Genomic DNA, 25,947 nt, shown 5'->3' with positions numbered 1-25,947 from the left:
CCGGACCGGAGGCCCCGGACGGCGGGCCCCCGGACCGGTGGTCAGTGGGTGCGGTGGACGGCGAACTCGCCCAGTGCCGCCAGGGCGGCGGCGGCCGGACCGTCGACCGCTGTCCGGTGGATGAGGCTCTGTGCCCGGCACAGATGGCGCTGCGCGGAGTCGGCGGCGAGGGCGCGCCCGCCCGCCTCCTCGATCAGGTCGGCGGCCTTGCGCAGGTCCTCCTCGGAGCGCACACCGTCGGCCTCCGGACCGTCCGGGGTGCCGGGGGCGGCCGCCAGCAGCTCGACCAGCCGGCGGGCGGCCGGGGTGTCCTCGGCGAGCACCGAGACGATCGGCAGGGTCTTCTTGCGCTGCCGGAGGTCGCTGTAGACCGGCTTGCCGGTGACCGACGGGTCGCCCCAGATCCCGAGCAGGTCGTCCACCGCCTGGAACGCCAGGCCCAGATGGCGCCCCATCGCGGTCAGGTCCGCCACCGCGGCCGGGCCCGCCCCGCCGAGCAGCGCGCCGAGGCCGGTCGCGCAGCCGAGCAGCGAGCCCGTCTTGCGGCCCGCCATGGCCGTGTACTGCGCGACGGTGACGGCCTGCGGGCCCGTCCACGGCCGCAGTTCGAAGGAGACGTCCTCGGCCTGGCCGTTGACCAGCTCCACCAGAGCGGTCGAGAGGGCCTTCATGGCCGCCGCGCCGGTGTCTCCCGAGGCCGCCCGGGACAGGGCGTCCAGCGCGAGCGCCAGCAGCGCGTCGCCCGCGAGGACGGCCGTGCCGACTCCGTACGCCTTCCACACCGTGTCACGGTGTCTGCGCTGTTCGTCGCCGTCGATGATGTCGTCGTGCACCAGCGAGAAGGTGTGCACCAGTTCGACGGCGAGGGCGCCGGCGACCGCCGACTCCGGGGCGGCGCCCACGGCCTGCGCGGTCAGCATGGCGAGCGCGGGGCGCAGCCCCTTGCCGCTGCCGCCGCTGCGGGGACTGCCGTCGGCGTCGCGCCAGCCGAGGGTGAACTCGACCGTGGTGCCGATCTCCGGCGGAAGCCTGCGCACGGTCTCCCGCAGGGCCGGGGTGACCAGTTCACGGAAGTGGGCGAGGGTCGCCAGGACGTCCGTCGTCCCGGCCGCCTCGGCGGCGGGCCGCACGGGGGCCCCGGTGGACTGCTGTGTCATCGGATGCTCTCCTGGCGTGAGGTCCTGCGTCCGGTGCTCACCGGGCGCTCGACAGCGTGAGGCCGGCCGGACCGGAGACCCGGTCGCGGCGCTCGGGCACCATGGGCAGCGGGCCGGTCCCGAGCGAGGCCCGGGGGACCGCGGTGCCCGCCTTGGTGCCGGGGACGGTCCGCAGCCGCCAGCGGGCGGCGATGCCCGCGAGCGTGATGGTGGTCTCCGCGGCGCCCAGCGTGTCGCCGATGCACTTGCGGCTGCCGCCGCCGAAGGGCAGGTTGAAGCCGCGCGGCAGACCCTCGGCGCGCTCGGGCAGCCAGCGGTCCGGGTCGAAGGTGTCCGGGTCGGCGTATATCGCCGGGTTGTGCCCCAGCGCGTACGGGCTGTACAGGACGATGGTCCCCGCGTCGATGGACCGCCCCGCCAGCTCGGTCGCCCGCGTCGTGGCCCGGGTCAGCAGCCACGCCGGCGGGTACATGCGCAGGGTCTCGGTGATGACCCGGCCCGTGTACGGCAGCCGGTGCAGGTCCCCGAATCCGGGCACCCGGCCCGCCAGCACGGTGTCGAGCTCCTCGTGGAGCCGCTCCTCGATGTGCGGGTGGGTCGCGAGCGTGTGGAAGACCCAGGCCATGGTGTTGCCGGTGGTCTCGGTGCCCCCGATGAGCAGGGTCATGACCTGGTCGTGGATCTCCTCGTCGCTCAGCCCCTCCCCGGTCTCCTCGTCGCGGGTGTTGACGAGGATGGACATCAGGTCGCCGGTGTCCTCGGAGTCCCCGGTGCGGTACGCCTCGACGGTCTCCCGGATCAGCCGGCGCATCCGTACCCGCACCTGCTCGAAGTCCCGGTTGTGGGCGGTGGGCAGCTTCTCCTGGAGTCCGGTCGGGGCGATCATCCGCTTGTAGACGCCGCGCATGATGACCGGCATGCAGTACGCGACCTCGTCGATCGCCCGCCGGTCCGCGGTGGTCGCGAACATGGTCCGCGCGGTGATCTTGAGGGTGAGCCCGTGCATCGTGTCGCTGACGTCCAGCGCCTTTCCGGGCTCCCACGCGGCGAGCTCCTCCTCCAGCTCCTCGCCCATCAGGCCGATGTAGCCCGGCACCCGGCTCGGGTGGAACGCGGGCTGGAGCAGCCGGCGCTGACGCTTGTGCGGCGCCCACTCGGAGCTCACGAGGCCGTTGCCGACGAGCAGCCTGGCCTTCTCGAAGAGCGGACCGCCCTTGTCGAACGTGCGCGAGTCGGTGAGCACCTGCTGGGCGAGTTCGGGGCTGTGCGCGAGGTAGGCCTTCTTCGGGCCGAGCCTGATCTCGACGAGGTCGGCGTCGGTGGGCAGCCCGCCGAGGAACTCCAGCGGCCGCCTCCAGAGCGGGAGCGCGTGGCCGAGCACCGGCAGGGCGCCGGGCGCGGTGACCACCTTCCAGGGCTCGGTGCGGGTGGCGCCCCGGGCGGGGCGCCGGGCCGGTCCGCCGGCCTCGGAGGCGTCCGGCTCCTGGCCGTCGCCCCCGGACCTGCGCTCGGTCCCCGGCGAGACGATCGACCGCAGTCGCGCGATGGCCGCCCGGTCGTCGGCCGTGGGCTGCGCGGCGGCGGCTCCGGAGTCCGGAGCTGCGTCCTCGGCGACGGCGTTGACGCCCTCCGGTTCCGGGGCCGTCGCGTGGCCGGTGTCGCCCGGGCCGGCTGTCCCGGCGCCGTCGGCGTCCTCCGCCGGGGTGTGCGGGCGGTCCCGGAAGCGGGTGACCTCCGCGTTCAGGTCCACCCAGCCGGACGTCGTACCGTCCCAGACCGATCCGTCGCCGAAGTAGCGGGGCGTCAGGTACTCGAACTCCTGGCTGCCGCCCATCAGATGGTCGAGGCCGCGCAGATAGCGCCGTACGTCCTCGCGCTCCCCGAGCGCTCCGCCGAGGATCTCGTCGCGGGCGGCGATGTACGCCTTCTCGTGCTCCTCCACCAGATCGCAGAGGCGGTCCACCGCCTGCTGCAGACTGAGGCCCTCGCCCTCGGTGAGGACCCTGACCACCGTCATCTTGTCGTCCTGGGCGTGCTCCTTGCGCCAGGACAGCAGGTCGTTGATGATGATCATCTGGCGGCGGCAGTGCAGATGGACCTCGGTGAACTCCGGGATCAGCTCCGTCATGTCGACCTCGGCGCCGTACTCCGTCATCAGCTCGATGAAGTCGCACCCGAAGCTCTCCAGACGTACCGTCAGGCAGTCCTCGTAGTCCGGCACCCGGTCGGTCAGCTTGGCGTGGATCTCGGTGGCGCAGCCGCGGAGGAAGGCCTCCAGGCTCGCTCCGAAGCGGCCGATCTGCGCGGGGCTCAGCCCGGGGCTGATGCGCCGCCACAGGTCCTGGCCCGCCCGGCCGTAGGGGAACGCCTCGTCCGCCTCGACGTCGGTGTCGAAGTCACCGAGGATGCGGGCGAACACGGCCCGTGCGGCGTCCGCGCTCGCACCCAGGGCGGAGCGGTCCGAGACGAAGCTGTCGATCACCGTGACGTACTGGTACCAGTCGGCGATGTCGAGCGCCCGCTGGTCCGTGGCCTCCGGCACGGTGAGGGGCCCGTAGATGCCGTTGCGCTGGCGCAGGAAGTACAGCAGGTCCTCCTCGCCGGCGAAGGTGTCGCCCAGCTGGCGGCGTACCCAGCCGTTCGAGGCGATCTCCAGCTTGGCCGCCTGGGGGTGGTAGACGTAGGGGAGGAGGCGGGGGAGTTCCGGCAGGAAGAACTCGGTGATCTCCGGATCCGATGACTCCGGCACAGTGAATCCTTTCTTCGGGCGCACTGGACGTCAGCGCGCCGGTGGAACCGGCGCAGGCGTTCGCGGGCGACGAGCAGGCGGCGGCGTGGGAGGAGGGATGGCGGGAGCCTCCCCGGTGGCCCGCAGCGGCCGGGGGAGCGAAGAAGGACAGGAGGACCGGCAGGGACGCGGACGGCACGGCGGTACGGAAGGCACGGAGGCGCGGATCGTCCGGCCCGTGCGAGGGGCGTCGTGGAGCGGCGGGATCAGCGGGCGGTGCAACACCGGCGACGGCCGCGGACGGCCGTCCGGCACGGGCTCTGAGCTGTCAAGGAATGCGCCAGCATGATCCGAACTCCCCCTTCGCGGAACCTTCCGACGTCCGGGATGCTAAGTGCGATGCTCGGCGGCTGTACACGCGCGCGTCCCGCCGGGCGGAACGGCCGGGCCGGTGCGGCGACCCGGCGCCCGGCACCTGATCACGGCGCTGTCCGGGCGGGGGCGCCCCGGACGCGGACGCGAGGCGTGCGGCAACCTCCCGCCCCGCGGCGGCAACTGCCTTACGCGTGCACGCACTCCACTTCCCCCGGTGCACGGTCCGCTCCGAGCCGAACGCAGGAGGCCCCCCCATGAGCCGCACCTTCCGCCGCAGGACCCTCGCCGCCCTCCCCGCCGCGCTCCTCCTGGCCCTGGTGCCGGGCAGCGCGTCCGCCTACCCCAACCCCGGGACCGTCACCGGCGACGTCGTCGTCCACGACCCCTCGATGGTCCGGACGGCCTCCGGGCAGTACCTGCTCTACTCGACGGGCGACGGCCTCCAGCTGCGCACCTCCACGGACCGCACCGCCTTCGGCCGCTCCGGATCGGCCTTCGCCACCCCGCCGGCCTGGTGGAGGAACTACTCCGCGGACTCCGATCCCTGGGCGCCGGACATCTCGTTCCACGGCGGCAAGTACCTGATGTACTACGCGGTCTCGTCCTTCGGCTCGAACACCTCGGCCATCGGGCTGGCCGGCTCCGCCACCGGGCAGCCGGGCAGCTGGACCGACTACGGCACGGTGTACACCTCCACCGCGTCGAGCGACTACAACGCCATCGACCCCAGCCTCTTCGTGGACGACGACGGGAAGTGGTGGCTGTCCTTCGGTTCTTGGTGGACCGGGATCAAGATGATCCGGATCGACCCGTCCACCGGCAAACAGGACGCCGGTGACACCGCCCGCCGCTCGCTGGCCTCCCGCCCCACGGGGACCAAGGCCGTCGAGGCACCGACCGTGGTGAAGCGGAACGGCTCCTACTACCTGTTCGCCTCGTACGACACCTGCTGCGCGGGCACGAGCTCCACGTACAAGGTCAGGGTCGGCCGCGCCACGAGCGTGACGGGGCCGTACTACGACCGCGACGGCGTGAACATGCTCAACAACGGCGGGACCGCGGTGCTGGAGTCGCACGGCCGCTACATCGGACCGGGCGGACAGTCGGTGCTGGCCGACTCCGACGGCGACCTGCTCGTCTACCACTACTACGACGGTCAGGACGGCGGGACCCCGAAGCTCGGCGTCAACCTCCTGAACTGGAGCAGCGGCTGGCCCGTCGCGTACTGACCACCCGCGCGCACCGGGTGCCCGGCCCCGGCAACCCCGCGGTCTCCGGCGGCAACCAGTACCTGAACGCCACAACTCCTCAACGGGAACGGTTCAGGTCATGACAGCGGATCGCCGAACGGCACAGCACGCCCCCCACAGGCCGGCAGGCAGCGGCCACCGCAGAACCCGACTGGCGCTTGCGGCAGCGGTAGCCACCGCCCTCGTGGCCGGATTCACCGCCACCTCGGCGGCCGGCCGGCCCGTGGCGCAGAGCGCTCCGGGTCCCGCCGCGGCCGCCTCCACGGTCCGGGCAGACGAGGCGGCCGACGGATTCGCCTCGGTCGACGCCCTGGGACAGGACGGCACGTACGGCGGGCGCGGCGGTGCGACCGTCACCGTGCGCACCCTCGCTGACCTGGAGAAGTACGCGACGGCGGCGCAGCCGTACGTCATCGTCGTCGCGGCGGCCATCACCATGGACCCCAAGGGCAAGGAGATCAAGGTCGCATCGGACAAGACGATCATCGGCTCCGGCACCTCCGGACACATCGTCGGCGGCGGGTTCTTCCTCGGCCAGGGGGTGCACAACGTCATCATCCGCAATCTGACGATCCGGGACTCCTACGCCGGCACCTGGAACGACAAGGACCACGACTGGGACGCCATCCAGATGGACGGCGCCCACCACGTGTGGATCGACCACAACGACCTGCGGAACATGGCCGACGGCCTGATCGACAGCCGCAAGGACACCACGTACCTCACCGTGTCCTGGAACCGCCTCCAGCACGACAACAAGGCCTTCGGCATCGGCTGGACCGAGAACACCACCGCCGACATCACGATCCACCACAACTGGTTCCACGAGACCGAGCAGCGCAACCCGTCCACCGACAACGTGGCCCACGCCCACCTCTACAACAACCTCCTCCAGGACGACCCGGGCACCGACATCACCAGCAGCTACGGCAACTACGCCCGGGGCCGCACGAACATGGTCCTGGAGAACAGCTGGTTCGAGGGGCTGAACAACCCCGTCACCCGGGACGGCACCGCGACCCTCGTCCAGCGCGGCAGCGTCTTCAGCGGCACGAGCGGACGCAACGAGAGCGGCGGCGGCACCTCCTTCGACCCGCACACCTTCTACCCGTACGCCCTCGACAGTGCCGCCGACGTGCCCGCGCTGGTGAAGGCGGGGGCGGGGCCGCGCGCCACGACCGCGGCCGCCGCGGCGGCCGCCGCGGCCACGCTCACCGTCGCCCAGGACGGCAGTGGTCAGTACCGCACCGTGCAGGCCGCAGTGAACGCGGTGCCCGCCGGCAACACCTCCCGGGTCGTCATCGCCATCGCGCCCGGCACCTACCGCGAACTTGTCAAGATCCCCTCGACCAAGAAGAACGTCACCCTCCAGGGCACCGGCCCCAGCCGCAGGAGCACCGTCATCGTGTACGACAACGCCTCCGGTACCCAGAAGCCCGACGGATCGGGGACGTACGGAACGAGCGGCAGCGCGACCGTGGCCGCCGAGGCGGACGGCTTCCAGGCCCGCAACCTCACCATCGCCAACGACTTCGACGAGGCCGCCCACCAGGACCTGAACGGACTGCAGGCGGTCGCGCTGCGCACCGCGGCCGACCAGGTGTTCCTCGACTCGATCATCACCGAGGGCGACCAGGACACGCTGCTGCTCGACACCGCGGCCAAGGACAGGCTGGGCCGGGTCTACATGACCGACTCCTATGTCGTCGGCAACGTCGACTTCGTCTTCGGCAGGGCGAGCGCCGTCATCGACGCCTCGGTCATCACCCTGAAGAAGCGCTGGGACGGCAGTTCCGCGGGATACATCACCGCCCCGAGCACCGCCGCAGGCCGCAAGGGCTTCCTCATCAACGACTCCACGGTCAACGGCGACGTCTCCGCGGCCACCTTCTACCTCGGGCGTCCCTGGCACGCCGGGGGCGACGCCACGCTCGACCCGATGACCACCGTCCGCGACACCACCCTGAGCGCCGCGATCCGGCCGGCGCCCTGGACGGACATGAGCGGCTTCTCCTGGAAGGACGACCGGTTCGCGGAGTACCGCAACGACGGACCGGGCGCCGGGACGGCAGGCAGCGACCGGCCGCAGCTCGGCGACGGCGAAGCGGCCGGGCAGGAGATCGCCGACTGGCTGGGCGGCTGGACCCCTTCGGCCTCCTGAGCCGGGGAAACCTCCGGTCCCGCCGATGTTGCGGGCGGGGCGGCGGGCATATCGTGGCGGTAGCCGGGACGGTTGCCGCCACTGCCGTCCCCGGGCGGCCGACGGTCGGGACTCCCAGTGAGTCGAAGCGCTTCGACAGTGCTCTGGACACGCTGTGCGAGCAGGTCTAGGCTCGCATCATCCGTGCATGTCACAGGCGGATCGAGCGAAGTCGAAGCGCTTCGCCACATCTGACCGAGATTGCCGGTGCAGGCCGATTTCCGCGCCGGTGTCCCCGCCGGTGTCCGACGACGTCCCTTGATGGAGAGCTGAATGGTCACCCTTGCCGAGGTCGCCCAGCACGCCGGAGTCTCCGCGAGCACGGTGAGCTACGTCCTCAGCGGGAAGCGGTCCATCTCGGTGTCCACCCGGGAGCGGGTGGAGCTGAGCATCCAGCAGCTCGGCTACCACCCGAACGCGGGCGCGCGGGCGCTCGCGAGCAGCCGGTCGAACATCATCGCGCTCATGGTGCCGCTGCGGACCGACATGTACGTCCCCGTGATGATGGAGATCGCCATCGCGGTCGCCACCACGGCCCGCACCCACGGCTACGACGTCCTGCTCCTCACCGGCGAGGAGGGCCCCGCGGCGGTGCGGCGCATCGCCGGCAGCTCGCTGGCCGACGCGATGATCCTCATGGACGTCGAACTGCACGACGAGCGGCTGCCGTTGCTGCGCGAGACGGACCGGGCCGCCGTGCTCATCGGGCTGCCCGCCGACACCGACGGGCTGACCTGTGTGGACCTCGACTTCGAGGCGACCGGCGCCCTGTGCGTGGAACACCTCGCGGACCTCGGCCACCGGGAGGTCGCCGTGATCGGCGAGGCCGCCGCGGTGTACGAGCGGCACACCGGGTTCGCCGAGCGGACGGTCGACGGCATACGCGCCAAGGCGCGGGAGACCGGAGTGCGCGTGCTGCACCGCCCCTGCGAGGGCGGCTATCCCGCGATGGCGCAGACCCTGGCGCGGATCTTCGACGAGCGCCCCGGCACCACCGGGTTCATCGTGCAGAACGAGTCGGCGGTGGAACCCCTGCTCAACCTGTTGCGCCAGCAGGGCCGGGCGGTGCCCGAGGATGTGTCGGTGGTCGCGATCTGCCCCGAACAGGTGGCCTCGCAGGCCTCCGTGCGGCTCACCTCCGTCGCCATTCCCGCGCAGGAGATGGGGCGCCGCTCGGTCGAGCAGGTCGTCGCCAAGCTCTCCGGCCGCGGAACGGACGAAGTCGAGCTGCTGGCACCGGAACTGACGGTGCGCGAGAGCACGGGACCCGCACCGAAGTAGCCCCGGTACACGTGTGCGCGTGAGCCGGTCCCCGCGCGGGGACCGGCTCACGCGCGCGTACGGATCAGCTGGAGGAGACACCGAATCCGTTGGTCGTGAAGTCGAGGCCGCCCGGTGACGAGGTGATCTCGTAGCCGAACTGGACGTCACCGATGGTCTCGTCGCCCCACCAGCCCTTGGTGTCCTTGATCCACTTCAGGATCGGCAGGATGTCCACTGTGCCCGCGGTGGAGTCCGAGGTGCGCAGGAACGAGAAGACCTGGTTGGCCCCGTTGTCGCCCTTGTAGACGGTCCAGGTGTGACCGCCGAGCGTGAGGTTCCCCTGCGGGGTGCCGAGCGGGCCCACGGCGCCGTTGTAGTTGACCCAGAGCATGACCTCGTAGTCGTAGTCGCTGTCCCAGATGTCGTACGAGGTGTTGTAGGCACCCGTCGACGGGACGGTGACGTTGTACGTGCTGGTGAGCGACGACAGCGAGGTGAGGGACTTGCCGACGACCTTCTTGGCGTTGGGGTACGACTTGATGCCGCCGGTGTCCGGGTGGTTCGCCGACACCCCCCAGTTCGCCGCTGAGTTGGCCCAGATGGACTGCGAACCCGCGCCGGATCCCCAGATGTTGTTGTAGAGGGTGTAGCCGTCGGAGGTGGTGTAGTTGCCCCACTGGTCCGACGAGGACCAGATCGCGGCCTGGGCGGGGGCGGCGGCGAAACCGATGAGGGCGGCCACCGCAGTGGCCGGGGCCAGTACGAACCTGCTGAGTGTGCGGGTACGTCGTGCCATGGTTGTCCCTTTCCATGGTGGGGGGATGGGGTGGGGGGAGTGCTACCGCGGCCCCAGTTCGAGGACGCGGTCCACGCCGGCCGTCAGCTCCAGCGGGGCCGAGGGGGTTCCGGCGGAGGAACCGGTGAGGGTGCTGCCATGGCCCGTACGGACGTCCACGCGGGCGTCACGGGTGGGGTGGAGCACCGCGGTCGCGGTGCCGTCGGCGGACCAGCGCAGGTCCAGTCCGGCGCCGAACCGTGTCCGCACACCGCGCAGTTCGCCGCTCGGGCAGCCGGCCGGAGGGGCCGGGAGCAGGACCAGCCGGTGCGGTGTCGACTGGACCAGCGACTCGATCACCGCGGCGGGCAGGGCGTGAGCCGCGTCCGCGTTGTAGACGTTGCGGGACGGATAGTGCGCGCTCATCAGCGAGTCGTGGAAGAAGTCGCCCGCGAGCACGGCGTCCAGGGCCGCCGAGGCCCGGGCGCCGTCCCGCAGCCGTGCGGCGATCAGCGCATGGTGCAGATGGCCGTGGGCGGAGTCGTTCTCCGACCCGCGCAGCTCCAGTGCGCGGTGCGCGGCGGCCGAGAGTTCCGGGGTGTCGTACGGATTGATCGCGTCCAGCGGCCACACCGGGTAGAGGTGGCTGAGATGACGGTGGTCGTAGGTCTCCGCCAGGCCCGGCCACGCCCACTCGGCGAGCGCCCCGTCCTCGTTGACCCGGTACGCCGGGAGCCGGGCGGCGAGCGCCCGCCGCCGTGCGGAGGCCGGATGGGTGGGGGAGCGGCCGGCCGACGCGGTGAGCGCGTGCCGGGCCGCCGCGATGTCCATCGTCGCGTTCACCGTCCCCCAGCTCGCGTTGGCCGGACGGTTCTCCGGCGAGTACGACGGCACGACGGCCACCGTGCCGTCCGGGGCGGTACGGGTCAGGAAGTCCTCGTAGAACAGGGCGGCTTCGTGCAGCGCGTCGACCAGCCGCGGGTCCGTCACCCCGCTCGTCTCGGCGTCCTCGATCAGCGGTTCCAGGAGCCAGTCCGCGCCCGCCGTCCACAGATGCAGCGGGTAGGCGCGCTGGTAGTGACGGGTGTGCCCGGACTCGCCGTCGGTGTGGGAGGGGGCGACGATGCCCCGCGCCCCGAAGATCGCCCGGGCGTTGTCCCGCCAGTCGGCCAGCTGCCCGTACACCAGGGCGGCATGGGCCCGGGACACCTCGGGCAGCGCGGCAGCGGCCGCCGAGGCGATCTGGAGGTTGAGGTTGGCGTTGGTGGTGAACGCCCCCGACCAGGCGGTGTTCCAGTCACCCGTCCACAGACCGGTCAGCCGGGGCGGCAGCACACCCGAAGAAGAGAGCAGGTGGTAGCGCCCCGCCGCGAACAGCCGCTCCAGAAGGGCGGGGCTGCCGGGCCGGCGCAGCAACTCGCTCCCGGGCAAGGCGCGTTCGGCCGGATCGGCGTCCAGGGTCAGGGTGGACCGCTCGAAGGCCGGGCGGTGCAGGGCGCGGTGCCGGGCGAGCAGCGCCGGGTAGTCGTCCTGCGGCAGCGCGGCGGACTTCGCGGCCGGGTCAGGCCCGCTCGCGTGACGGTGCACCCGGGTGAGGAGCAGCAGACTGCGGGCCCCCTCGATCCGGATGCCCTCGCCCGCGACCGTCACCCGGCCGCCGTCCGCCCGCACCACCGTCTCCCCGGTGTAGGCGAGGTCGCTGTCCGGGTAGCCCACCCGCAGCGCCAGCCGGCCGCCGCCCGGCGTCAGCGCGGTGCCGCGCCCGATGGCCAGCCGGGGCGGGGCGCCGGGCAGCGTGTGGTCCAGGGTCAGATCCACCGCGAGGCCGGGGCCGGTGACCCGCTGGACGATGACGTCGTCGGCGCGGGAGACGAAGACCTGGCTGCGCCGGCCCTCGCACACGGCCGTGATCTCGCCCGTAGTGAAGTCGACCGTGCGCCGGTAGCCCGCCGGCGGACCCCCGTCCTCGGACCCGGCCGACGCGCCGGGTGTGGGGCGGATCCGGGTCTGGAACGCCGGGTGGAAGGGCTGGACCCACACCAGCGGCCGCCCCGCCCCGAACCGTTCGGCGGCCGTGGTGTCCCCGGTGAGCAGGGCGCTCTGCATCTGGTGCAGCCGGTCCGCGAGCTCCGGCGGGCGGGCGTGTTCGCTGCCGTTGGGCCGGACCAGCGAGTGGTGGTTGACGATGACCCGGTCGTCGGCCGGATCCCCGTACACCATCGCGCCGTGCCGGCCGTTGCCGCCGAGGAAGGCGTCCTCCCAGCGGGTCGCGGGGCTCGGCTCCCACGTGCCGTCGATGTCCGCGCGCAGGGTCATGGCGCGGCGCTCCGCAGCACGGCCACGCCGTAGCGGCCCAGCTCGACCCGGTCCTCGACGGTCCGTCCCGTCAGCAGGTCCTCGTGCGTGCCCGGCACCTCCACGGTGACGGTCTCGCGGCCGTGGTGCAGCAGGAAGAGGAGACCGCCGCGGCGCACCGCCTCCACGCCCGCGGGCAGACCGGCGAGCACCGGCTCCGCGCCGGCCTCCCGCACCACGTCACCGAGCAGCGCCCGCAGCGCCGCCGGTTCCGGCAGCGTCGACAGGTAGTGGGCCCGGCCCCTGCGCAGCACCGCGGGCAGCCCGGCCAGCTCGCCGTCACGGTAGGAGGCGACCACCTCGGTGCCCTCCGACGCCTCCAGTTCCTCCGACCACAGGCTGCCCTCGAAGCCGTCGCAGGCCACGGTCGCACCGGCGTCCAGCGGCCACCACTCGTGCAGGGTGCGGATGCCGAACAGCTCACGCAGCCGGACGTCCATGCCGCCCGGCCTGATGCGGTCGTCCACGTCCGCGATCCCGCTGAAGAAGCCGCAGACCAGCCGCCCGCCGCCCTGCGCGTACGCGACCAGGTTGTCGACCGCGGCGTCGTCGAGCAGGTACAGGTGCGGGACGGCGACCGCCTTGAACCGGCTCAGGTCCGCGTCGGGGCGGGCGAACTCCGTGACCACGCCGTTCTCCCACAGCGCCCGGTGCCAGCGCTGCACCACCTCGGTGTAGTCCAGCAGCGAGGACGGCCTGCCCTCCTGGGCGCCCGCCCACCAGGAGTCCCAGTCGTGCAGGACGGCCACATCGGCGGGCACGTCGCCGCCGCCGACGGCCGGTCCGAGCAGGGCGAGTTCCGCCCCCAGCCGCCTGATCTCGCGGAACGTGCGGCCGTGTTCACCGGCGTGGGTGAGCATCCCGGAGTGGAACTTCTCGGAGCCCTGCCGGGACTGCCGCCACTGGAAGTAGCAGACGGCGTCGGCGCCGCGCGCCACGGACTGCAGCGACCAGAGCCGGTTCAGGCCCTCGGGCTTGGGGTGGTTGACGCCCCGCCAGTTGACGGGCCCCGCCGCCTGCTCCATCAGCATCCACGGACCGCCGGCCTGCGAGCGCGTCATGTCGGCGAGCATCGCGTTGTACTGACCGGCCTGCGGGTCCCGGGGGTCCGGATAGATGTCGACGGAGACGATGTCCTCCTGCGCCGACCAGGCCCAGGCGTCCTGACCCGACCACAGCGGCATGAAGTTCGTCGTGACCGGGATGTGCGGGGTGTGCCGGGCGACGATGTCCCGCTCGGCGACGTAGCACTCCATCAGCGCGTCGGAGGTGAACCGCTTGAAGTCCAGCACCTGCGCCGGGTTCTTCATGTACTGCGCCTTGCGCGGCGGCAGGATCTCCGTCCAGGAGTCGTAGCGCTGGCTCCAGAAGGCGGTGCCCCAGGCCTCGTTGAGCGCGTCCACCGTGCCGTACCTGCTGCGCAGCCAGCGGCGGAAGTGGGCGCCCGTCTCGTCGCACCAGCAGTGCGTGCAGTACTCGTTGTTGATGTGCCACACGGTGAGCGCCGGATGGTCCGCGTACCGTGCGGCGAGGTCCTCGGTGAGCGCGGCGGCGTAGCGCCGGTAGACGGGTGAGCTGGCGCAGAACTGCTGGCGCGAGCCGTACCAGACGACCGAGCCGTCCTCCGCGCGCGGCAGCGTCTCCGGGTGCCGCGCCCCCATCCAGGGCGGCGGGGACGCGGTGGGGGTGGCGAGCACCACGCCGATGCCGTTCGCGTGCATCAGGTCCATCAGCCGGTCCAGCCAGCCGAACTCCCTCGCTCCCGGGCGCGGTTCGATCTTGGCCCAGGAGAAGACGCCGAGGGTGACGGAGTTGACCCCGGCCTCCTTCATCAGCCGGGCATCGTCCTCCCACACCTCCTCGGGCCACTGCTCGGGGTTGTAGTCGCCTCCGAAGAGGATGCGGCCACGGGCCGCGTCGCGCAGGGACGGCATGGCGTCTCTCGTTCCTTCGTGCCTATTCGGGTTCTGCGTACTGGATGCCGCGGCCGTTGGTGCCCAGGTGGACACGGCCGTGGACGCGGGGGTCGCCGGTGATCACCTCACCGGTCCACCCCCACTGGTGGGAGTCGTCGTTGATCCGGACCCAGGTGGCGCCCGCATCGTCCGAACGCAGCACGGCCACGCCGTCGTGCGTCGCGGAGACCCGTCCCGTCTGGAAGACCGCCGGATAGCCGGCACCGGCCCGCTTTCGCCCCTTCACCGGCGCCGCCCTGCCGAATCCCAGCGCGTGCGAGGCCTGGCAGCCGGCCACCGCCGTGAACGTGAGCCCGCCGTCCGTCGAGCGGAACAGTCCGTTGTCCTTCGCGGAGAGCCACAGGTCACCGCTGCGGCCGGGCGCCGCCGCCACCTTGAACTGCACGTCCCCGGAGGGGAGTCCGGACGCGCCGCGGGCGAAGGTCGCACCGGCGTCGGCGGAGTGGAAGACCGCGCCGGTGTCGGTGTCGTAGACGTAGAAGCGCCGCGGGTCGAGCGGATCGGCGACCGGGGCGGCGCCCTTCGGGAAGGTGGCGACCTCGGTCCAGGTCGCTCCGCCGTCCGTGGACCGGTGGGCCGGGTACTTGGTGCCGTCCCAGTGGACGAACGACCAGAGCAGCACCGAACCGTCCGCCGAGACCGCGACCGGCCCGGGGGCCGACGCGGCGATCTCCGGCTGGGCCGCGAACGGCCGCCAGGTCCTGCCGCCGTCGTCCGAGGACGCCCCGGCCGCCGTGGAGCCCGACGGCCAGCCCGTCCGTACGACGTACGAGGGTTTCAGCGCGGCGAGCGCGAGACCCGTGGCCGTGCCGAAGACCGGGTTCGACGCCATGCCCCGCGACGGGGACGCGGTCAGCGAGTCGTGGTACATCACCCCGATGTCGCCCAGGCCGCTCAGCAGCCGGGCGCCCTTGCCCGGCGGGGCGATCAGGAACCGTACGGACGACTCCTCGAGACCCCGGATCTCCGGGGCCCAGTGGACCAGGTCCCGCGTCCCGAAGACCGTCGCGCCCGTCCCGAAGACGATGTGGCGCGAGTCGAACGGGTCGACGGCCACGGTCTGGATCCACCAGCCGAACTTCGCCGAATCCCCGCCCCAGCGCAGATAGGGGGTCTCCGCGACATCGAGGACCGCGGTGTCCTTGAGCGACGCCCAGGTGGCGCCGGCGTCGGTGGAGCGGAACACCGTGTCGATCCGCGACCAGCGGTTGTTCGTCGTGACGACGAGCGTCCCGGCCCGGCGCGCGTCGACGGCGACACCGCCGTAGCCGAAGCCGTCACCGGCCGCCGCGTCCGGAGCCACCGGGGTGACCTCGCGCCAGGTGTCCGTCACGGTGTCGAGCCGGTGCACCGAACCGTCGGACTGGCCGTTGGGGCCCGGGGCGTCCGCGTAAGTGACGTACAGCGCCCGGTCGCGGGCGTCGTACGCCGCCCGGACCGGCACCTTCACCGCCGCGCTCCCGGACGGCTGCCCGGGCACGGCCTCCCAGCCGCCTGAACCGTCCGTACGGTGCAGCGCGGCGCCCCCGTCGCCCCAGCCCGCGTAGACCACCCGGCCCGCGGCGGCGAGGAACATCACGCCCTGCCCGTTCGCGGACGCGGTGGCCGGGAAGTCGACGGGCGCCCAGGTCGCACCCCGGTCGGCGGAGCGCAGCAGCCCGTCGTGCCGGGTGCCGAGCCACAGCGTGTCGCTGTCCCGCGGATCGACGAGCAGCCGCTCGCCGGCCCCGCGCCCGTCCTCGTTGGCGCCCAGCCGCACCGTCAGGTCGCTCCGCCGCCAGGTCGCGCCCCGGTCCTCGGAGCGGAGCACCGCGCCGGGGCCGGCCCAGTCCTGGGCGTACGTACCGCAGGCCAGGTAGAGACGGTCCGGGTGCGCCGGGTCGACGGCGAGCGCCTCGATGCCGAGGAGGTTCCAGTCGTCCCAGCCGAGGTGGTCGGTGAGCGCGGTCCACCGGGCCTTCGCCCCGTCCCAGCGGTAGGCGCCGCCGATGTCGGTGCGGGCGTACGCCAGTCCCTTCACGGAGGGGTGGAACAGCAGCCCGGTGACGAAACCCGTCCCGCCGATCGCCGCGGTCCGCCAGCGGTGCGGTTCGGCGCCGCCGTCCGCGTGGTGGTGCCCCGCCGAGGCCGAGGCGGGGCCGGCGGCCGGCAGGGCGGCCGCGGCCGCGGCGACGGCCGCCCCCGCGAGCACGGTTCTGCGACGGGGCGTGGGCGCGCTGGAATCGCGCATGGCGAGAACACCTTCCGGACGGGGGGAGGGGAGACAGGGGGGGGGCCGGGGCCGCGGGGCGGATCAGCCCTTCACGGCGCCGGTGAGCATGCCCTTCTGGAAGTGCTTCTGGACGAACGGCGACAGGATCGCGACCGGGATCAGGGCGAGGATCATGACGGCCATCTGCACGGCCAGGCTGTTGATCGACCCGTTGCTGACCGCCGCGCCCATGGCACCCGGCGGCACCTGGTGCTGGAGGACCAGCTGACGCAGGATCATCTGCAGCGGGTACTTCTCGCTGTCCTGGATGTAGAGCATCGCGTTGAACCACTGGCTCCAGTAACCCACCGCGTAGAAAAGCGAGATCACGGCGATCACCGCACGCGACAGCGGCATGATGATCTGGAGCAGGATCCGCCACTCGCCGGCCCCGTCGATGCGGGCCGCGTCGATGAGTTCGGGCGCGGTGTCCATGAAGAAGCCGCGCAGGACCAGCACGTTGAAGACGCTGATCGCGCTGGGCAGGATCATCGACCAGTAGCTGTCGCTCAGCCCGATGCCGGTGACCAGCAGATAGGTCGGGATGAGGCCGGCGCCGAAGAACATCGTCGCCATCAGCGTCATCAGCAGCGGCCGGTGGGCGTAAGAGTCGCGGCGGCTCAGCCCGTACGCGCACAGGATCGAGACCACCATGCTGACCGCGGTGCCGACGACGGTGAGGCCCACGCTCACGGCCGCCGCACGCGTCACCGCACCCCCGCTGAGGAGCTCCTTGTACGCGACGAAGGTGATGCTCCTGGGCCAGACGACCAGTCCGCCCGCGTCGTTGATGGCCTTGGTGTCGGAGAGGCTGGTGACGAGCACCACCCAGATCGGGACGATCACGACCGCGCAGATCGCGACGAGGCCGAAGCCCTTGAAGGCGAGGCCCGCCTTGGTGGGCTCCTCCTCCCACACCGGACGCGGCTCCGTCCGGAGGGCACGCTGGAGCGGGGTCTCCGCGCGCGGCGCGGGTCCGGCCGGGTCCTTCTCGAGTTCCAGGAGAGTTGTCATTTCTTGGAGTACACCCCCTGCTCGCCCAGCATGTGGGCGACCTTGTTGGCACCCAGCACCATGGCGACGCTGAACAGCCCCTTGAAGATGCCGGCGGCGGCCGCGTAGCCGAAGTCGCCGGTCTTGATGCCCGTCCACCAGATGTAGGTGTCGAGGATCTCGGACGCTCCGGCGCCGACCTGGTCGCGCTGGAGCAGGATCTGCTCGAAGTCGAGGTTGAGCGCGCTGCCGACCCGCAGGACGAGCAGGAGCGCGATGACCGGACGCAGCGCGGGCAGCGTGACGTGCCACATGCGGCGCCACCGGCCGGCGCCGTCCACGGCCGCGGCCTCGTACAGATCGGTGTTGACGGCGGCGAGCGCGGCGAGGAAGACGATCACACCCCAGCCCGCGTCCTTCCAGACCGCCTGGGCGGAGACCAGGAACTTGAAGAACCCTGGGTTGGTCATCAGGTCGAAGCCTTCGTGGCCGTGCTCGCGCAGCCACTGGGCGACCAGCCCGGCGCCGCCGAACATCTGCTGGAAGACGGTGACGACGAGCACCCAGGAGAAGAAGTGCGGCAGATAGACGACCGCCTGGACCCAGGCCCGCACCCGTGCGCTCATGATCGTGTTGACCAGCAGTGCGATGGCGATCGGGATGGGGAAGAACAGGACGAGCTGGGTGACGAAGATGACCAGGGTGTTGATGAGGACTTCCCAGAAGCGGTAGTCCTCGAAGATCCGGGTGAAGTTGTCGAAGCCGACGAAGGGACTGCCGGTGATGCCCAGGTCGTACACGTCGTAGTCCTGGAAGGCCACGATGTTCCCGAGCAGCGGGATGTAGTTGAAGATCAGCAGCAGGGCGATGGCCGGCAGGGTCATCAGCACCAGGGTGCGGTCGCGCCGCAGCCGTTGCCGCCAGGTGATGCCGCCCGCCTGCGGTCCGGATCCGGTCCCGGCCCTCGCCGGTCCGCTCCTCGGCGAACGGGTACGGCGGCTGCGGGTCGTCCGCGCCCCGCCCGCCCTTCCGACGCTGTCTTCCCTGCCGCTTTTTCCGTCTCCGTCACCGCCGCCGCCGGCCGGGGCGTCGGCCCCGTCGGCGGTGCGGTCCGGGTCGGTCGCGACCGTGGCCCGTGGCTTCACCGTGTGCTCCCCATGTCGTGCTCTCCGCCCTGGCCGCCGGGGGTCGTGCGCCCGGCGGCCCTCGTGCTGTCCTGCGTACGGCTGCTGTGCCTGGTACGCGTCAGTTGCCGGAGCCGTTCTTGTCGAGGATGTCCTGGTACCAGTCGCGCAGCTTGTCGCCGCCGCTCTTCTTCCAGGTATTGACGGCCTCGTCGATGTCGCTGACCTTCTTGCGCCCCCGGCGGATGTCCTTCTGGAGGTCGTCGAAGGGGGTGTACAGGGAGGCGTACCGCTGAGGTTCGACGACCTGCATGCCGAAGAAGAGCGGCTTCTTGATGTTCGGGGCCTGGCGCGCCATCCAGCCCGCGTAGTCCTTGGCCAGCTGCGGCTGGTCCGGGTAGGCGATGGAGGTCGGGGGCGAGGCGAGGAAGAGGAAGGTGGAGGGCTGCGCCTCCTGGACACCCTGCGGGGTGAAGGTCGGCGCACCGTCCTTCAGCGTGTAGTGGGTGCCCTTCACGCCGTAGTTGGTGAGCATGAACTCCTCGGTGCCGTACGGCGCCGCCGCGTAGTCGGCGATCGCGAGGAACTCCTCGATCTGCGCCTTGGAGAGCTTCTTGCTGAGGAAGGTGAAGATGCCGGCAGGGTCGTCCTGCCACAGGACCGGCTTGCCGCCGTCCTGGTTGAAGAAGTCCAGTGCCTGCATGTCGAACTTCGGGTTGGCGGTGGCCTGTTCGGTGACCATGCCCTTCCAGCCGCCGGTGCCGTCGTTGTACATGACCACGTGGCCGCTGGTGAAGCGGATCTTGGCGTCGGCGTCCTTGTTGGCCTCGGCGTCCGGGTGGACGTACCCGCCGTCGTGGAGCTTGCGGGCGAAGGCGAGTGCCTCGCGGTACTCCTTCGTCTCGATCTTGTGGACCAGCTTGCCGTTCTCCAGCTGCCAGTAGTGCGGCGCGTCGGGCAGCAGGCCGTAGATCTTCTGGATGCAGGTCCAGAGGTCGTCGAAGGCCCACACCTTCTTCTTGGGAGCGGTGTACTCCTTGCCGAAGGCCAGCAGGTCGTCCGCGCTGGCCGGCACGGGGCCGGAGCCGATCAGGTCCTTGCGGTAGAAGATCGCGTTGCCGATGACCGGCGTCGGCATGGGCAGGCCGCGCAGCTTGCCGCCGAAGACGGAGTACTGCCAGGCGCCCGTCGGGATGTTCGCCAGGTTCGGGTACTTCTTGACGGCGTCGCCCGCCAGGAAGGGGGACAGGTCCGCGAACTTGGCGCTGATCGCGTTGCGGATCTGGCCCACCATGTTCCAGCCCGGGATGGTCATGACGTCCGGGATGTCGGAACCGGCGAGGACCGCGCCGATCTTGTCCTGGTAGGTGTTGCCGTCCTGCGGGTCGAAGTCGAGCGTGGCGCCGACGGCCTTGTTCACGGCCGTGTAGTACGGGTTGTTCTTCTTCGGGACCGTTCCCCACAGCGGCGTCATGACCCGGAACTTCGAGCCCTTGCCGGGGACCGACTTCACCGAGACGACCAGCGGGTCGGGCAGCTTGGTGAAGCCGGGGCTCGAACCGTTGACGCTCGCGACATCGGGCTGGACCAGGTTCAGCGGGGCGTAGGACGGCACAACCTTCTTGAGGGCCTTGCCCGTTGTCGCGCCCTCCTTGCTCCCGGAACCGGAGCCGGAGCCGCCGCACGCGGCGAGCAGCGGTACCCCGCCGGCCACGGCGACGGCGGCGACCGCGCCCGTGGCGAGGAAGCTTCTCCGGCTCGGAGCCGTGGAGGAGGGGGAGGAATTCGGCGTCATTGCGTCAACCCTTCGAGGCGCACCAGGACGACACGTGGCGGGCGACCGCCGTTCGGTTCCTGTGTCTGAGGTGGGGCGTTGCTGGCTGGGCCGGTGTGACCGGCCCCAGGTGAAGCGGTTCAACAGCCGGGCGGCAGAACCTGTCGCCGTCCCGGGAAATCACGGGCGCCGGGCGCCCCATCGAAACTCTGTCGAAGCGCTTCGATGTTGCAGCGAGGTTAAGTGAAGGTCCCTTGCCGCACAAGAGTCCGTTTCGAGATTCCTCCGACCTGTTTCCGAACCGTTTCCCGGCGCAATGGGGGCGTGCGGCGTACGGAGGTCAGGTGCGAGGCCTTGACACGTGCGGGGTTGGCCACAGAGCATCGAAGCGCTTCGAAAGATCTTCCGAGGCTCCTCGGCCGCTCGCACGAGGCACTGGCACCGGAAAACCTCCCACCTCTCCAAGGGGACCCGCACGTGACGGAACAACCGCAGCCCTTCCGCGACCCGCAGCTGCCCTTCGCCAAGCGCGTCGACGATCTGCTTCAGCGGCTCACGCTCGACGAGCGCATCGCGATGCTGCACCAGTTCGCACCCGCGGTCGGCCGGCTCGGGCTCGGCGCCTTCCGGACCGGGCAGGAGGCCCTGCACGGCGTCGCCTGGATGGGGCCGGCGACGATGTTCCCGCAGGCCGTCGGGCTGGGCGCCACCTGGAACGGCGAACTGGTGCGCCGCGTCGGCGAGGCGGTCGGCAACGAGGTCCGCGCCAAGCGCGCCCAGGACGACCGCGTCGGCCTCAACGTCTGGGCCCCTACCGTGAATCTGCTGCGCCACCCGCTGTGGGGGCGCGGCGAGGAGGGGTACTCGGAGGACGCCGGACTGACCTCCGCCATCGCGGTCGCGTACACCCGGGGACTGCGCGGCGACCATCCGCTCTACTGGCGGACCGCCCCCGTCCTCAAGCACTGGCTCGCCCACAACAACGAGACCGACCGCGACACCGCCTCGTCCTCCGTCCGCCCGCGGGTCCTGCACGAGTACGACCTCAAGGCCTTCCGCGACGCCGTGCGGGCGGGCGCGGTGGCCGGGGTCATGCCGGCGTACAACCTGGTCAACGGGCGGCCCAACCACCTCTCGCCGCTCCTGTCCCAGCAGCTGCGCGCCTGGACCGACCGGTCCCTCGTGGTCTGCTCGGACGCCGGGGCGCCGTCCAACCTCGTCGACTCCGAGCACTACTTCGACACCCACGAGGAGGCCACGGCCGCCTCGCTGCGCGCGGGTGTCGACAGCTTCACCGACCACGGCCAGGACTCGTCCGTCATGACCGGCCGCGTCAAGGGCGCCCTGGAACGCGGACTCCTCGACGAGCACGACATCGACACCGCCGTCCGCCGGCTGCTCGAACTGCGCTTCTCGCTCGGCGAGTTCGACCCGGAGCTCGACCCGTACGCGGACACCGCCGACTTCGACACCGAGGAGCACCGGGCGCTCGCCCTGGAGGCCGCCGAGCAGGCCGTCGTACTGCTCAGGAACGAGGGCCTGCTGCCGCTCGACCCCGCAGCAGGCGAGACCGTCGCCGTCGTCGGACTCCTCGCGGACGCCTGCAAACTCGACTGGTACAGCGGCACGCTGATCCACCGCTCCACCCCGCTGGACGGCCTCCGGGAACGCTTCGGCGCGGAGCACGTCGTCTTCGAGGAGGGCACCGACCTGGTCCGGCTGAGGTGCGCGGACGGCTGGCTGCGGATTCCCGAGGCGGCGGCGGGCGCGGAACCGGTGCGCGGCGCGGAAGGCGCCCTCGACCCGGCGCTGCTCGCGGGCCGTACCGACCTGCCCCCGCTGACCTGCGGCGACACCCCGTCCGAGCTGGCGCTCGTCGACTGGGGCGACGGCGTGATCACCCTGCGGGAACCGGCCGGCCGCTATCTCTCGGTCGCCGAGGACGGGTACGTACGCGCCTCCGCGGACGAGCCGGGCGGCTGGATCGTCCAGGAGACGTTCCGTCTGGAGGCGGCGGAGGGGCATGCGGGCGGGCACCGCCTTCTGCACGTGGGAACGGGTAGGTATGTCTCTGTCGCCGCCGACGGCGTAAAGGTTGCCGCGCCGGGCGAAGAAGTTTCCGGCCCCGGCGAAGGAGCCTCCGGCTCGGTTCCGGCTGCCGGGACGGTCTTCGAGCTGGAGGTGACCCAGCGGGGCGAGGACGCCGTCTCCCGCGCCGCGGCCGCCGCCGACACGGTGATCGTGGTCGCCGGCAACGACCCGCACATCAACGGCCGCGAGACCGAGGACCGCACCACCCTCGACCTCCCGGCCCAGCAGGAACGCCTCTGGCGCGCCGCCCACGCCGCCAACCCGCGCACCGTGCTCGCGGTCACCTCCGCCTACCCGTACGCCCTCACCGACGCGGCGGCCACGCTCCCCGCCCTGCTGTGGACCGCGCACGGCGGCCAGTCCGCCGGAACCGCGCTCGCCCGCGTCCTGGCGGGCGACGTCTCCCCGGCCGGCCGGCTGCCGCAGACCTGGTACACCTCCGACGCGGAGCTGCCCGGCCTGCTGGACTACGACATCATCGGCTCCCGGCAGACGTACCTCTACTACGAGGGCACCCCGCTCTACCCGTTCGGCCACGGCCTCTCCTACAGCGAGTTCACCTACAGCTCCCTGACCGCCGACCGCGAGGGCGACCGGCTGAGCGTCTCGCTCACCGTCACCAACACCGGCACCGTCGCCGCCGACGAGGTCGCCCAGCTGTACGTACGGGCGGTGGCCCCGTCCGTCGTCCGGCCGCTGCGCCAGCTGGCCGGCCACCGCCGGCTGCACCTGGCACCCGGCGCCGCCGAGCGCGTGGACTTCACCGTCCCGGTCACCGAGCTCGGTCACTGGGACGTCGCGCACGGCCGCTGGACGGTCGAGCCCGGCGCGTACGAGATCCAGGCGGGCGCCTCCAGCACCGACATCAGGACCGTCGCCGTCGTCACCGTCGACGGCGAACCCTCCGGACCGCGGCCGGTCCTGGCCCGCGGTCTGGACGCGGCCGACTACGACGAGCAGCTGGGCACCGAGATCACCGACCGGACGAGGACGGACGGCGACGCCGTCACCGCCGTCGCGGAGAGCAACGAACTCCTCTACCGCCGCTGCGACTTCGCTGCCGGAGTGCGGGGGATCGAGGTGTCCGCCGCGGGGGAGGGGGAGGTCCTGGTCACCGTCGGCGGGACCACGGTCACCGTCCCCGTCGCCGCCACGTCCGGACCGTACGACCACCGCACCGTGCCGGCCGCGCTGAGCGCCCGTGGCACCGGCGATCTGCGCGTCACGCTGCGCGGCACGGTCCGCCTCGCCCGGATCGGCTTCACCGGGGACGACGAGTGAACCCGGCCGCTCCACGCACCCCTGTTCCCGTCCCGCCGGCTGCCCCCGGCAAGGAGTCCGCATGAAGTTCACCGACGGCTTCTGGCTCATGCGTGAGGGCGTACGCGCCTCCTACGCGACCGAGATCCGCGATCTGCGCGTCGGCGACGACCGGTTCACCGCCCACGCGGCGGTCAAGCGTGTCGCCGAGCGCGGCGACACCCTCAACACCCCGCTCATCACGGTCGACTGCTTCTCCCCGGCCGAGGGCGTCATCGGCGTGCGGGCCACCCATCACGCCGGACGGGTCCACCGCGGACCGGACTTCGCGCTGCCCGGCCTCGACCCGGCGGCCGCCGGGGCCCGCACCCGGCGGGACGGGGCGGTCACCGAACTCACCAGCGGCCCGCTGACCCTGCGCATGGACGGCGACGGACCCTGGGGCCTGAGCTTCCTCGACGCCGAGGGCCACCGGCTGACCGGCGTCGACGCCAAGGGCACCGCCTTCGCCACCACACCGGACGGCAGCCACCACATGGTCGCCCAACTCGCCCTGGACGTGGGCGAGAACGTCTACGGACTCGGCGAGCGCTTCACGCCGTACGTCAAGAACGGCCAGACCGTCGACATCTGGCAGGCCGACGGCGGCACCAGCAGTGAACTGGCCTACAAGAACATCCCGTTCTACCTCTCCTCGCGCGGCTACGGCGTCTTCGTCAACCATCCCGGCAAGGTCTCCTTCGAGATCGGCTCGGAGTCGGTCGGCCAGGTGCAGTTCAGCGTCGAGGACCAGTCGCTGGAGTACTACATCGTCGCCGGGCCGACGCCCAAGGAGGTGCTGGCCCGCTACACCGCACTGACCGGCCGCCCCGCCCTGCCGCCGGCCTGGTCGTTCGGACTGTGGCTCACCACGTCCTTCTGCACCTCGTACGACGAGGAGACCGTCACCTCCTTCGTCGACGGGATGGCCGAACGCGACATCCCGCTGTCCGTCTTCCACTTCGACTGCTTCTGGATGCGGGAGTACCAGTGGTCGGACTTCCTGTGGGACCCCGAGGTCTTCCCCGATCCGGAGGGCATGCTGGCCCGGCTCAAGGAACGCGGCCTGCGGATCAGCATGTGGATCAACCCGTACATCGCCCAGAAGTCCGCGCTCTTCGCCGAGGGCGCCGAACTGGGCCACCTGGTGCGCCGGCCCAATGGCGACATCTGGCAGTGGGACCTCTGGCAGCCGGGCATGGCCCTGGTCGACTTCACCAACCCCGCCGCGTGCGAGTGGTACAACAGCAAACTGCGGGTCCTGCTCGACCAGGGCGTCGACTGCTTCAAGACGGACTTCGGCGAGCGCATCCCCACGGACGTCGTCTGGCACGACGGCTCCGACCCGGAGCGGATGCACAACTACTACGCACAGATCTACAACCGCACGGTCTTCGAACTCCTGGAGAAGGAGCGCGGCCACGGCGAGGCGGTCCTCTTCGCCCGCTCGGCGACGGCGGGCGGCCAGCAGTACCCGGTGCACTGGGGCGGCGACTGCTTCGCCTCCTTCACCGCGATGGCCGAGTCACTGCGCGGCGGGCTCTCCCTCTCGCTGTCCGGCTTCGGCTTCTGGAGCCATGACATCGGCGGCTTCGAGGGCACCCCCGACCCGGCCGTCTTCAAGCGCTGGCTCGCCTTCGGCCTGATGTCCTCGCACAGCCGGCTGCACGGCAACGTGTCCTACCGGGTGCCGTGGGCGTTCGGCGAGGAGGCGGTGGACGTCGCCCGGAAGTTCACCCTGCTCAAGCACCGGCTGATGCCGTACCTGTACGGGGCGGCGGCCACCGCCCACCGCACCGGCATCCCGATGATGCGCCCCATGCTGCTGGAGTTCCCCGGGGACCCGACGACCCGGATGCTGGACCGCCAGTACATGCTCGGCCCCGACCTTCTGGTCGCGCCCGTCTTCACGGAGGACGGACAGGTCGAGTACTACGTCCCCGAGGGCACCTGGACGGTCCTGCTGACCGGCGAGACGGTCACCGGGCCGGTGTGGCGCCACGAGACCCACGGCTTCGACAGCCTGCCGGTCCTGGTGCGCCCCGGCGCGGTGCTCCCCTGGGGCGCGGACGACCAGCGCCCCGACAGCGACTGGCTGGACGGGCTCACGCTGCGCGTCTTCGGCGCCGGCGACGACAGCCGGCCGGTCGTGGTGCCGGACCTGACGGGCGAGACCGCCGCCGTGTTCCGGATCGTCCGGGACGGGGAGAGCCTGACCGTCACCGCCGAGGGCACGGACCGCCCGTACCGCGTGGTCGCGGAGACGACGGGAGCCACGGGGGAGGGAACGGGCACGGTGACGCTTTAGCGCGTCGCCCTGGCGGGGACCCACGGCC

The 25,947-nt window shown here is 71.7% G+C and carries 14 protein-coding genes; 5 read left to right on the top strand and 9 right to left on the bottom strand.

Features of this window, described 5'->3' with window-relative positions; all coding sequences use genetic code 11:
* Positions 1-41 precede the first annotated feature (41 nt).
* On the bottom strand, positions 42-1,157 hold the full coding sequence (locus OG521_05955) for a polyprenyl synthetase family protein (protein ID WUW20358.1): 1,116 nt from the start codon (positions 1,155-1,157) through the stop codon (positions 42-44).
* A 37-nt stretch (positions 1,158-1,194) separates the two neighbouring features.
* On the bottom strand, positions 1,195-3,906 hold the full coding sequence (locus OG521_05950) for a cytochrome P450 (GenBank protein ID WUW20357.1): 2,712 nt from the start codon (positions 3,904-3,906) through the stop codon (positions 1,195-1,197).
* A gap of 608 nt (positions 3,907-4,514) precedes the next feature.
* On the opposite strand from OG521_05950, the gene OG521_05945 reads away from it, so the two are divergent.
* The 3 genes from OG521_05945 to OG521_05935 all read left to right on the top strand — a co-directional run bounded on the left by OG521_05945 (position 4,515) and on the right by OG521_05935 (position 8,991).
* Complete coding sequence (locus tag OG521_05945; protein ID WUW20356.1) at positions 4,515-5,489, top strand: arabinan endo-1,5-alpha-L-arabinosidase; 975 nt, start codon at positions 4,515-4,517, stop codon at positions 5,487-5,489.
* 100 nt (positions 5,490-5,589) lie between these two features.
* A complete protein-coding gene (locus OG521_05940; protein ID WUW20355.1) occupies positions 5,590-7,671 on the top strand; it encodes a pectinesterase family protein in 2,082 nt (693 codons plus the stop codon).
* 312 nt (positions 7,672-7,983) lie between these two features.
* Positions 7,984-8,991 (top strand): LacI family transcriptional regulator, encoded by a 1,008-nt coding sequence (locus tag OG521_05935; protein ID WUW20354.1) that lies wholly within the window; start codon positions 7,984-7,986, stop codon positions 8,989-8,991.
* Between the two features lie 64 nt (positions 8,992-9,055).
* Here the strand turns inward: OG521_05935 and OG521_05930 are convergent, their stop codons facing one another.
* The 7 genes from OG521_05930 to OG521_05900 all read right to left on the bottom strand — a co-directional run bounded on the left by OG521_05930 (position 9,056) and on the right by OG521_05900 (position 20,242).
* On the bottom strand, positions 9,056-9,769 hold the full coding sequence (locus OG521_05930) for a hypothetical protein (GenBank protein ID WUW20353.1): 714 nt from the start codon (positions 9,767-9,769) through the stop codon (positions 9,056-9,058).
* A 42-nt stretch (positions 9,770-9,811) separates the two neighbouring features.
* Positions 9,812-12,064: a glycoside hydrolase family 95 protein gene (locus OG521_05925; protein WUW20352.1), complete on the bottom strand. Its 2,253-nt coding sequence runs from the start codon at positions 12,062-12,064 to the stop codon at positions 9,812-9,814.
* Positions 12,061-14,037, bottom strand: coding sequence for a beta-galactosidase (locus OG521_05920; GenBank protein ID WUW20351.1), 1,977 nt, complete (start codon positions 14,035-14,037; stop codon positions 12,061-12,063). Before OG521_05920 ends, OG521_05925 begins: the two co-directional genes overlap by 4 nt.
* 22 nt (positions 14,038-14,059) lie before the next feature.
* Complete coding sequence (locus OG521_05915) at positions 14,060-16,309, bottom strand: 1,4-beta-glucanase (protein WUW20350.1); 2,250 nt, start codon at positions 16,307-16,309, stop codon at positions 14,060-14,062.
* A 63-nt stretch (positions 16,310-16,372) separates the two neighbouring features.
* Positions 16,373-17,344, bottom strand: coding sequence for a carbohydrate ABC transporter permease (locus OG521_05910; protein ID WUW20349.1), 972 nt, complete (start codon positions 17,342-17,344; stop codon positions 16,373-16,375).
* Positions 17,341-18,468, bottom strand: coding sequence for an ABC transporter permease subunit (locus tag OG521_05905; protein WUW20348.1), 1,128 nt, complete (start codon positions 18,466-18,468; stop codon positions 17,341-17,343). Before OG521_05905 ends, OG521_05910 begins: the two co-directional genes overlap by 4 nt.
* A gap of 100 nt (positions 18,469-18,568) precedes the next feature.
* Entirely contained in the window at positions 18,569-20,242 is a 1,674-nt protein-coding gene (locus OG521_05900) for an extracellular solute-binding protein (protein WUW20347.1), read from the bottom strand.
* 456 nt (positions 20,243-20,698) lie between these two features.
* Between OG521_05900 and OG521_05895 the strand changes: the two genes are divergently transcribed.
* Complete coding sequence (locus OG521_05895; GenBank protein WUW20346.1) at positions 20,699-23,593, top strand: glycoside hydrolase family 3 C-terminal domain-containing protein; 2,895 nt, start codon at positions 20,699-20,701, stop codon at positions 23,591-23,593.
* Between the two features lie 61 nt (positions 23,594-23,654).
* Positions 23,655-25,919 carry an alpha-xylosidase gene (gene yicI, locus OG521_05890; protein WUW20345.1) on the top strand — a complete coding sequence of 755 codons (2,265 nt, stop codon included), beginning with the start codon at positions 23,655-23,657 and terminating at the stop codon, positions 25,917-25,919.
* Positions 25,920-25,947 lie beyond the last annotated feature (28 nt).

The sequence above is a fragment of the Streptomyces sp. NBC_01463 genome (genome assembly GCA_036227345.1).
GTDB lineage: Bacteria > Actinomycetota > Actinomycetes > Streptomycetales > Streptomycetaceae > Streptomyces.
Note: the sequence above shows the minus strand (reverse complement) of the source record. Positions and strands in the feature narration are given on the sequence as shown.

Bases quoted from the DNA above. Each gene is read 5' to 3' on its own strand.
- OG521_05955 (WUW20358.1), bottom strand. From the start codon at position 1,157: ATGACACAGCAGTCCACCGGGGCCCCCGTGCGGCCCGCCGCCGAGGCG.
- OG521_05945 (WUW20356.1), top strand. From the start codon at position 4,515: ATGAGCCGCACCTTCCGCCGCAGGACCCTCGCCGCCCTCCCCGCCGCG.
- OG521_05940 (WUW20355.1), top strand. From the start codon at position 5,590: ATGACAGCGGATCGCCGAACGGCACAGCACGCCCCCCACAGGCCGGCA.
- OG521_05935 (WUW20354.1), top strand. From the start codon at position 7,984: ATGGTCACCCTTGCCGAGGTCGCCCAGCACGCCGGAGTCTCCGCGAGC.
- OG521_05930 (WUW20353.1), bottom strand. From the start codon at position 9,769: ATGGCACGACGTACCCGCACACTCAGCAGGTTCGTACTGGCCCCGGCC.
- OG521_05925 (WUW20352.1), bottom strand. From the start codon at position 12,064: ATGACCCTGCGCGCGGACATCGACGGCACGTGGGAGCCGAGCCCCGCG.
- OG521_05920 (WUW20351.1), bottom strand. From the start codon at position 14,037: ATGCCGTCCCTGCGCGACGCGGCCCGTGGCCGCATCCTCTTCGGAGGC.
- OG521_05915 (WUW20350.1), bottom strand. From the start codon at position 16,309: ATGCGCGATTCCAGCGCGCCCACGCCCCGTCGCAGAACCGTGCTCGCG.
- OG521_05910 (WUW20349.1), bottom strand. From the start codon at position 17,344: ATGACAACTCTCCTGGAACTCGAGAAGGACCCGGCCGGACCCGCGCCG.
- OG521_05900 (WUW20347.1), bottom strand. From the start codon at position 20,242: ATGACGCCGAATTCCTCCCCCTCCTCCACGGCTCCGAGCCGGAGAAGC.
- yicI (WUW20345.1), top strand. From the start codon at position 23,655: ATGAAGTTCACCGACGGCTTCTGGCTCATGCGTGAGGGCGTACGCGCC.